Below are 9,151 nucleotides of genomic sequence, written 5' to 3' on the forward strand. Positions count from 1 at the left end.
TCCGGATCACCGTTCAAAATCATCTGGATCGGTGACTTCCGATACCACCTTCCATTCAAGAGTTTCCCTGTCCATTGATCCGAGACGTTCCAGAGGGACCCGGAGATAGGTTCCCAGGCCCTCAACGGCAGAGGTTCCATCGGAAAGAAGAATTTCCCCCGTCCCCCGGAAGATGCGGCGTTCTTCTTCCGTGACTCTTGCTACAAGACGAATCTCTCTGTCCAGAGGAACAGGATGTCGATATTTAATGGAAAATTCCAGAGTCACACCCCATATCTCCTCCCCGTGCTTCACCATAATCGCCCGTCCAATGGCCTCATCCAGAAGTGCCGCGGCAATTCCGCCATGGAGCCTGCCCGGGTACCCCTGATGCTCTTCTCCGGGAGAAAAGATTGCCAGGAGTTCTCCGGTCTCCATTTCATAAAATCTTGCTTTCAGTCCGTGGGGATTGCGTAAACCACAGACATAACACATCCGGGAATTGGGCTGTTTCTCCGTAATCCTGACTTTCATGGAAGGACCTCCTGCATTTGAGTCTGCTGTCCATCCTACCAGAGGTATCCATAGTAACGTTTGGGAAGAGACCGGAATGCGTTTATAATATCTGTGTGAAGGACTATCTGATCCTTGAGGGCAGTCTGGACGCAATTCTTCTGCCCGACGTATTGACCTTTGTCTCCATGATAAAGAAGACGGGCCGTCTGGAGCTTCACAGGGATGACGTGGAAATTACGTTTTATCTCAAACGGGGAGAAGTCGTATTTGCGCAATCAACTGATCGTGAAGATTCTCTCGGTCTCTTTCTTCTTCGGAATGGAAAGATCTCTCAGGATCAATATGATGAGTCCGCCAGGGCACTCAAACCGGGCCTTAAACACGGCAAGCTTCTTGTGAAAATGGGGTATCTAACCCCCAAGGATCTCTGGTGGGGCGTGAAGCATCAGGTTCTGGATATCATTTACTCGACCTTTTCCTGGAACTCCGGTACCTTCCTTTTCTATGAGATGCCCGACTCCATGGTCAAACAGTCCATCGTAATCGGGACATCGACCACCTCTCTTATCATGGAGGGAATCCGGCGGCTGGATGAATGGGCTCGAATAAAAGAAAAGATCCCTAATAAAAATCTTCTTATTTCACGCATGGAAGTTCCTCAGGAGATCCTGAACGAACTCGAGCTTTCCCCTGTGGAGCAGAAAATTCTGACCCAGCTTAAAGACAATATATCCGTCCAGGATGTGATCCGCATCAGCGGATTGAGTGAATTTGATGCATGCCGGGTTCTGCTCACCCTTATTACAGCTCAGGCGATCCTTCTCCATGAGCCGGCCAAGGAAGAAGCAGCGGAAACCGAGGACCGCGAAGTTCTGATGGAAATCATTTCCGGATATGCAGATCTTTACGAAAGTATCTTTCAGGATCTGAAAGAGACGGTTGGACTCGAGCGGACTCAGACGATATTCCGGGAAGTTCAGGAAAACCAGCGTTCCTCTTCTGAAGTCTTTGAAGACATCACCTTTGATGATAGCGGATCTTTTGATGTCGGTACGATTCTCTCCAACATAGCGGACCTTCCCTTCGAAGAGAGGAAGATCATTCTTGATGACGCGTTAAACACATTCCTCTCTTATCTGCTATTTGAAGTGACGCAACATCTTACCCCGGAAAGGAAAGAGGCTCTCTACCACGATGTCAGTGAGCGAAAGGCCCGGCTCGAAGAAATCGTCAAAATCGACGATCTGCTGACGTAAACCGTCCCATGCCAGTCTGACCGCAGGATCAGGGCTCCCCTCTGCCGGAGCCTCGAAAGAACGTTTTGATTCGGATGGGAAAATGGATTCCTCCGGCCGACGGGAATGTATGCGATTCCGGGATCGATGGCTTCTAACCACTCCAGGGATGTGGAAGTCTTGCTCCCATGGTGACCCACCTGGAGCAGTTCCGTCCGGGGCAGGCCGGGAAGGATGCAGGGTTCAAGATCTGCGGGAAGATCTGCGGCTACCAGAACGCTTAAGGATCCCGCGACTCGAAGAACGAGACTTCCCTCATTTCCCACTAGGGCTGGATCCAATCCTGGAGGCCAGAGGGCTTCCACTTCCCAGGATCCCAATGAAAATCGGTCGCCCCGGGACAGATACCGCAGAGGAATCTGATGCTGAAGTGCAAGGGATCGGATATCAGACCAGCCAGGATCCCGGCTTGCGGAGAGAAAGATGGACCCCACGGGAATTTCATGGAGGAGTCCTTCAACAGCACCGGTGTGATCCACATCGGGATGAGTTAATACCAGGACGTTCAATCCGGCAATTCCATGCTCGAGAAGAACGGGGAGAAGGGAGTGATTGACCGGCCCACGTCCCGTATCAATTAACATGGCCTCTCCACAGTCTGAAAAAGCCATGGCAAGCCCTTCCCCAACATCGACACCAAGAACAAAGGGTTTCGGACTGACGGGAATTCCCGTAAGGATCAGCCAGAGCGCAGCTATGGCCAAGGGTCGAAAAGGCCTGTCTCTCCGGAGAACAAGAAGAAGGAGTATCCCTCCCATGGCAAGGAGGGTAATCGGGATCGAAGGAGCGGGGATCCGATATCCTCCCAGAAAAGATGAGGCGGCGTTATCCAGAATTTTATGCATCCAGACAGCAGGAACCTGAAGAATGGGAAGAATAAGACCCGGGGTCAGCGAGGCGAGAAGCGACAGCGGCAGAAGGAGATAGAGAGCCAGGCCCAGGAAGGGTGTCAGGAGACCGGAGAGAAGGGTGATCGATGTAAAGTAATAACCCTGAAGGGGCATGAGACAGATGGGCAGGCAGAAGGCCGTTCGGAGAGACTCTACGATGACCGGCCCTCCCTGCCATAGAAGGAAGATGAACCCCGTTGCGACATAGGTAAAGACAAACCCTGGAAGAAGAACGGTTTCGGGAAACAACACCGCGGAGAATATCAGGGAACCTGCCAGGGCTCCGGGAAGTGACAACGGCCTGCGAAAAAGAATGGATCCCGCATAGAGAATCACCATCAAACCCGCCCGGGTTACGGAGGGTCGAAACCCGGTAAAGATGATGTACCCGAAAAAGAGCACAATGGTTCCCATTGCCGCAATTCGGGGAGGAGGCCGAAAGGGCAGGGCTAACAGAATCAGAATCCCGGCGAGAAGGCCTACATGGAAACCGGAGATGGCAAGAAGATGCATCAGCCCGGACCGTCGAAAAATGCGGATCGAAGCTTCCTCCATCTCCCAGATCCGCCCCAGAGCAAGCGCCTGAACCAGTCCGCACGCTTCCGGATAGAAGGATTCATATCTTCGAAGATTTCGGGAAAGCCAATCATTCCATCGCAGCGGTGCGGCAAGCGGGTGCCACCACACATGGCCTTCGTCCTGAATCAAACGCCGGCTTTTCACTCTCAGATAGTGAGGGGGAGTCGAGGGCCATCGGACAAAGGATGGAGGCGGTGGAGTGTCGACCTCACCCGTCACCCGCAGACGTGCCCCCGCCCCCCACAGGCTCGAGGGGTCCTCCGAAGTACGTAGAGACAGGATCAGCGGATGTCCTGTCGAGGTTTGTGCGTGGATACGCCAGTCGTATTCTCCCTTCCACCACAAGCCTTTTAAGACAATATTCCCTCGAAAGATCCCATCGGACAGGTGTCCCTGATTCAGGAATGCCTGACTCCAGAGACAGAGCGTGACACAGACAAGAAGAAACGGTTTCCTTTTTAATAAGAGGAGGAGAAGCGTGATCAGAAGAAGACAGAGAAAGGGAATATTCCAGGGATGATGCACCAGATATCGGAAGACAAGTAGACCAACACAGAGTCCTCCTGCGTACGTCTGTCGGTTCAGGCGAAGAGACGGGGAAGGTGAAATCGTTTCTGCAGTTCCTCTCGGAGTAATAGATCGCGCATCGTCGCTTCCGTACCGGGGAGAAGCGTCGAGGATACTTCATCCATCCTATGTTGAACCTGCCGTTCGACTTCTTTTCTCTCCTCAGCAGGCATCCTTTCACAGATGCAGGAAAAGAGGTGCCTTCGCCAGCCTGGAATCTTCTTTCCGATCGATTCAGGGTCCGCGCCCCGTTCCAGTTCTCGATCTACCTTCCGGGCAAAGGTTTCCACGCACTGTCGGATGGGATCTTCCGTGTCCATGGATTCCGCACTCTCCCTCCACTGAAGACCGATTCTTTGAATGGGTGACAGGGACCCGGCGGGATCGGATCCGGACGGTGAAGATCCTCTCATGCGGTCCATGGAGTCCATATGTCGGCGGGCGACGTGCCATCGACAGTACGAGAGGGATCCTACCTTATCCGAAGAATTCCGCTGACCGTGAGATTCCATGACCTCTTCCAGAGCGTGGAGAACCTCTTCCACGGGGATCCTTTGAGCGTACCACTCCAGGGCGAGGTGAACATCAGCAGGACTGAGAAGAAACGGAGTGCCTCGCAGACGGATAAAGGTATGTTCGATGGCCCGAAGGTAGGGGCCAAATCCCTTATCGATTTCGCTCATGAAGAATTTTCAACCCATAGAGAGTCAGGTCGGGGTCAACGTGCTGAATATATTCAGACTCGGAGCCGATCAGGGAAGCATAGCCTCCGGTCGCAATAATCTTTGTTGACGAACTCAGCTGAGCCACCAGTCGTTTCAATATTCCGTCCACCATGGAAAGATAACCAAAAAAGATTCCCGATCGGATGCTCTCCTGGGTCGATTTCCCCACCAGATTCTCCGGTTTGCGAATATCAACCCGGGGAAGCCTGGCGGCACGGGAGTGGAGTATTTCTACCGAAAGCTGAACCCCGGGACAGATCATCCCTCCTTCATAGGCCCCGGCTGAGGAAATCACATCGAAGGTTGTGGCTGTTCCAAAATCCACAACGACAGCGGGAGATCCGTAGAGTTCCTTTGCGGCAACCGCGTTCACAATCCGATCCGCTCCCACATCCTGGGGAGGATCATAATGAATGGGGAGACCGGTTTTCAGTCCCGGTCGGACAAAATCCGGGTGAACTTGGATCCATTCCTTGAAGGCCTGGGTAAGGGGTAGATCGAGGGGAGGAACCACACTGGCCACCATGATGTTGAAAATCTGATTCGAATCAATGCCCAGGCGTTCCATACAGCCGTGAAGAAAGGCAGTATATTCATCCGAGGTGCGTGCAATCAGCGTTGCCATCCTCCACGTTTTCAGGAGATCATCACCCTGAAAGAGACCAAACACAACGTTTGTATTTCCTGCATCAACGGCAAGCAAACAATTTGATCGGGTCATGAAGATTCCTCCCTCACCAATGAGGCACTGACGATTTGAAGATCCACGCCTTCCCGGGTGACACAGAGATACCCCTGCTCACTGATGCCCCGGTAGATGCCCTCCTGACGCACACCCTGGGAAAGCCATGAAAGTCGAGCCCCCGGGCGGAAGGCTGACATGGATTCCCACTCCTCCCTGGGAAAGGTTTGGGCCATGGCCGTTTGAAGCCGTGGGATCAGGGTGTGAATCACAGCGCTGTGGAAGAATGAAAAATCGGCAAAGAGTGATGCCCTGTCAGAAAGATTAGCCGCGTCCTGCAATTTTTCGGAATTCAGATCGGATTGTGCAATAAAGAGATTCACTCCCAATCCGACAACCGCAATTTCACCTCTGACATTGATAAGGATTCCGGCAACTTTCTTTCCCGCAAGGAGGAGATCATTCGGCCAGCGCAGTGATAAATCAAGGGGATGCAGTGATTGAAGAAACCGGGTCAGGGTCAGTCCCACCTTGAGAGGCAGAGCCGACAGGTTCTCCGGCTGCACAGGGAGAAGAACCGAGCCATAGTAGCCGCCCTGCGGTGAGTACCATGTCCGGGTATCCTGTCCTCTTCCGCCGGTCTGACGGTGTGCGGCAATCAGCAAGGGCGAAACGGGCGCTCCCCTGTCGATCAATTTTTCCGCCACAGACATGGCGGCATCCTGCGTGGAGGGTAGAGTGTCCCAGAGGGCCACGCCTACGGAATCAGGCATCGTCTCCAAGGTTTTCAACCATGAGATTCAGACGCTCCGTTAATTCCTGAACCTTTTGACGCTGTTTTTCCACAATTTCGGCCGGTGCCCTGGTAAGGAAGGATTCATCCGAAAGACGTCGATTCAGACTCTCCAGCTGACCTCTCATGGATACGATATCCTTCTCAAGTCTGGTTTTCAGCTCTCGGGTAAGGATCTCCCTCGGAATTTTCAAACCAATTACGACACCGCCCACATGGTCGGTAAGGCCGGATGGAGTCTCTGAAACAACCGTGAGCCTGTGCAGTCCTGCCATTTGAGAGATAAGGCCCCCGAGGCCATCCACCATACCCTGCCCGGAAGAAGACACTTCCATATCCAGAGGAGTGGCGGTCGGAAGCGACATCGCCGCACGGAATGATCGAATTCTGGCAATGGTCTCGATAAACCAGTTCATGGCCTCTTCAGCCTGTGGGTCATGGCAGGTTTCATCTGCTTCGGGGAAGGGTGCCAGTACGATCGTCTCTCCGCTGACTTTAATGGCCTGCCAGATTTCCTCGGTAACAAAGGGCATAAAGGGATGGAGGAGACGAAGCGTTCCATCCAGAACGTCATAGAGGACGGCCACCGTATCCGATTGTTCTTTTTCACTGCCCAGTTCTCCCTGAAGGTACGGCTTGGACAGCTCGATAAACCAGTCGCAGTACTCGTGCCACAGAAAGTGGTAGAGCGCATGCGCGGCCTGGTCAAACCGATAGGAATCCAGGGCGGACGTAACCTCCTTCGTGAGAGTCTGAAATCGGGAGAGAATCCATTTTGCAGGCAGAGGAGATGGTTTTCCGTCCAGACGTTTCCGCTCCGGAGCTTTCATCATGACAAACCGTGCGGCATTCCAGAGTTTGGTAATAAAGGCTTTGTATCCCTCCATCCGCTCCGGGGCCAGAGGGATATCTCTTCCGGGACTGGCGAGGATATTCAAGGTAAACCGAACGGCATCGGCACCAAACTCCCTGCACATGGTTTCAGGCTCCAGAGCGTTCCCCCGTGTCTTGCTCATCTTCTGTCCGCGGGCATCGCGAACCAGGGCGTTCAGATAAACCTCACGGAAGGGAAGTTTTCCGGTGCAGTAGAGCCCCATCATGATCATCCGGGCAACCCAGAAAAAGAGAATATCGAAACCGGTAATCAGACAGGTCGTAGGGTAAAACACCCGAAGGTCCTCCGTATCCTCCGGCCAGCCCATGGTCGAAAAGGGCCACAGGGCGGAGGAGAACCAGGTGTCCAGGACATCGTCATCCTGGGTAAGGACCCGGGAACCACAGGCCTCACAGGAGTCCGGGGTCGTTTCGCTGACCATGACATGTCCACACGGACCGCAGGTAAAAACAGGGATTCTGTGACCCCACCAGATCTGCCTGGAGATGCACCAGTCATGAATATTATTCATCCATTCATAATAGGTCTTCACCCAGGTCTCCGGAACAAAGTTCAAATCACCCCGTTCCACTGCATCGATGGCAGGTTCAGCCAGCGGTTTCATGTGAACGTACCACTGAGGAGACAGGTAGGGTTCCACCATCGTCTGGCAACGTTGACAGTGACCTACGGCATGAAGGTGGTCTTTCTCACCCTTTAAAAGTCCCTGGGAGGAAAGATCCCGCAATACAGCACGCCGGGCTTCAAACCGATCCAGTCCACGATAGGGACCCGCTTCCTCATTCATCACACCTCTCTCATCCATTACGGTCAACTCTGGAAGATGGTGTCTCTGGGCAACCTCAAAGTCGTTCGGGTCGTGGGAAGGAGTAATCTTCACCACTCCGGTTCCAAACTCTCGATCCACCATGGAATCTCCCACAATCGGAATGGATCGATTCATCAGGGGTAATTTCACCCTTTGCCCGATGAGACCGGCGTACCGTTCGTCATCCGGATGGACGGCCACAGCGGTGTCCCCCAGTAAGGTCTCCGGTCTTGTCGTTGCCAGAATCAGAGAAGCGGCACCCTCTTCAAGGGGATAGGCAATATGGTAGAGTTTTCCCTTTACTTCCTGATGCTCCACCTCCAGGTCGCTGAGAGCAGTCTGACACCGTGGACACCAGTTCACGATTTTCCGGCCCCGGTAGAGAAGCCCATCCTGATGGAGCTTGACAAATACGTGACGTACAGCTCTGGATAGACCTTCATCCAGGGTGAACCGTTCTCTCTCCCAATCGCACGAACAGCCCAGCATCATGAGCTGGTTCTTGATATTATCCTTATATTTCTGTTTCCAGTCCCACATGACGGACAGAAAGTCTTCCCTGCCAAGATCGTGACGCGACTTTCCTGCCTTGATCAACTCACGCTCCACCACCATCTGGGTTGCAATCCCCGCATGATCGGTTCCGGGCAGCCATAAGGTATTTCTTCCCTGCATTCGTCGATAGCGAATCATGACATCCTGAAGGGTGTTCACCAGAGCATGACCCATATGGAGTTTCCCGGTCACGTTGGGAGGTGGAATCACGATCGAGAATACAGACCGTGAATCATGATTTCCTGCATGGAAATAGTTATTCTCAAGCCAGAAACGATACCACCGTTCTTCAAACTGACCAGGGTCGAACCTGGTCGAAAGCTCAGCTGGGTTTGTCATGGTACTCCTCGGGAAAGAAGATCTAGGACTCGGTCGATTCCTCGATCTCTTGTATGCGTTTTTTAATGAGCGTTTCGGCCAGGTCAGGAACAACTTCCCATACGATCTCTTCTACAACTTCCCGGGTCATCCGCTCGAGTACTTTTTGAACAATGGTCTCCATGACAGCATCATCCATGGGTCCCGAAACGGACGGAACGGCCGGCTGTGCTTCGACCTCCGTCACGTCTTCTTCAATGGGCGTTTCTTCTACTTCTTCTTCCTGCTGAATGCCGGCATCGCTCCCGTAGGGGATGTCTTCCTCTGATTCCACCGATTCTTCAGGTGGATGTTCTTCCTCAATACCCTGCTCATAAAACGGCTCTTCCCGGGGTTCAGAGACCGGAGGAACTTCATCTTCCGGAGTGGATTCGATCTCTTCCGCAGGCATGTCGTACCGGGGTTCTTCCACAGGTGTTTCCGGAACCGGGGCGTCCCAGGAGGGAGCTTCCGCAGCTTCTTCGGCCGGGGCTTCATACGAAGGCTCTT

At 53.2% G+C, this 9,151-nt stretch carries 8 protein-coding genes; 1 reads left to right on the forward strand and 7 read right to left on the reverse strand.

Features of this window, described 5'->3' with window-relative positions:
* Positions 1-6: 6 nt before the first annotated feature.
* The gene (locus PLD04_06610) at positions 7-513 is read right to left on the reverse strand and encodes a PaaI family thioesterase (protein HXK67999.1); all 507 of its coding nucleotides are present in this window, start codon (positions 511-513) and stop codon (positions 7-9) included.
* 95 nt (positions 514-608) lie between these two features.
* On the opposite strand from PLD04_06610, the gene PLD04_06615 reads away from it, so the two are divergent.
* On the forward strand, positions 609-1,751 hold the full coding sequence (locus PLD04_06615) for a DUF4388 domain-containing protein (protein ID HXK68000.1): 1,143 nt from the start codon (positions 609-611) through the stop codon (positions 1,749-1,751).
* Here the strand turns inward: PLD04_06615 and PLD04_06620 are convergent.
* The 6 genes from PLD04_06620 to PLD04_06645 form a co-directional block, all read right to left on the reverse strand.
* Positions 1,682-3,784, reverse strand: a complete 2,103-nt coding sequence (locus tag PLD04_06620) for a ComEC/Rec2 family competence protein (GenBank protein ID HXK68001.1) — start codon at positions 3,782-3,784, stop codon at positions 1,682-1,684. The two genes, PLD04_06615 and PLD04_06620, sit on opposite strands and share 70 nt — an antisense overlap.
* Positions 3,785-3,840: 56 nt before the next feature.
* Entirely contained in the window at positions 3,841-4,509 is a 669-nt protein-coding gene (locus PLD04_06625; GenBank protein HXK68002.1) for a hypothetical protein, read from the reverse strand.
* Entirely contained in the window at positions 4,493-5,272 is a 780-nt protein-coding gene (locus PLD04_06630) for a type III pantothenate kinase (GenBank protein ID HXK68003.1), read from the reverse strand. The genes PLD04_06625 and PLD04_06630 overlap by 17 nt, the downstream gene beginning before the upstream one ends.
* A complete protein-coding gene (locus tag PLD04_06635; GenBank protein HXK68004.1) occupies positions 5,269-6,006 on the reverse strand; it encodes a biotin--[acetyl-CoA-carboxylase] ligase in 738 nt (245 codons plus the stop codon). The genes PLD04_06630 and PLD04_06635 overlap by 4 nt, the downstream gene beginning before the upstream one ends.
* Entirely contained in the window at positions 5,999-8,623 is a 2,625-nt protein-coding gene (locus PLD04_06640) for a valine--tRNA ligase (GenBank protein ID HXK68005.1), read from the reverse strand. Before PLD04_06640 ends, PLD04_06635 begins: the two co-directional genes overlap by 8 nt.
* Before the next feature lie 22 nt (positions 8,624-8,645).
* The coding region (locus PLD04_06645) for a hypothetical protein (GenBank protein ID HXK68006.1) at positions 8,646-9,151 on the reverse strand (506 nt) is incomplete at its 5' end.

Source organism: Thermoanaerobaculia bacterium (genome assembly GCA_035593605.1).
In the GTDB taxonomy this organism is placed as follows: Bacteria; Acidobacteriota; Thermoanaerobaculia; order UBA2201; family DAOSWS01; genus DAOSWS01.

Excerpts from the sequence above, each read along its gene's own strand:
- PLD04_06630 (HXK68003.1), bottom strand. The coding sequence starts at position 5,272 with ATGACCCGATCAAATTGTTTGCTTGCCGTTGATGCAGGAAATACAAAC.
- PLD04_06640 (HXK68005.1), bottom strand. The coding sequence starts at position 8,623 with ATGACAAACCCAGCTGAGCTTTCGACCAGGTTCGACCCTGGTCAGTTT.
- PLD04_06635 (HXK68004.1), bottom strand. The coding sequence starts at position 6,006 with ATGCCTGATTCCGTAGGCGTGGCCCTCTGGGACACTCTACCCTCCACG.
- PLD04_06625 (HXK68002.1), bottom strand. The coding sequence starts at position 4,509 with ATGAGCGAAATCGATAAGGGATTTGGCCCCTACCTTCGGGCCATCGAA.
- PLD04_06610 (HXK67999.1), bottom strand. The coding sequence starts at position 513 with ATGAAAGTCAGGATTACGGAGAAACAGCCCAATTCCCGGATGTGTTAT.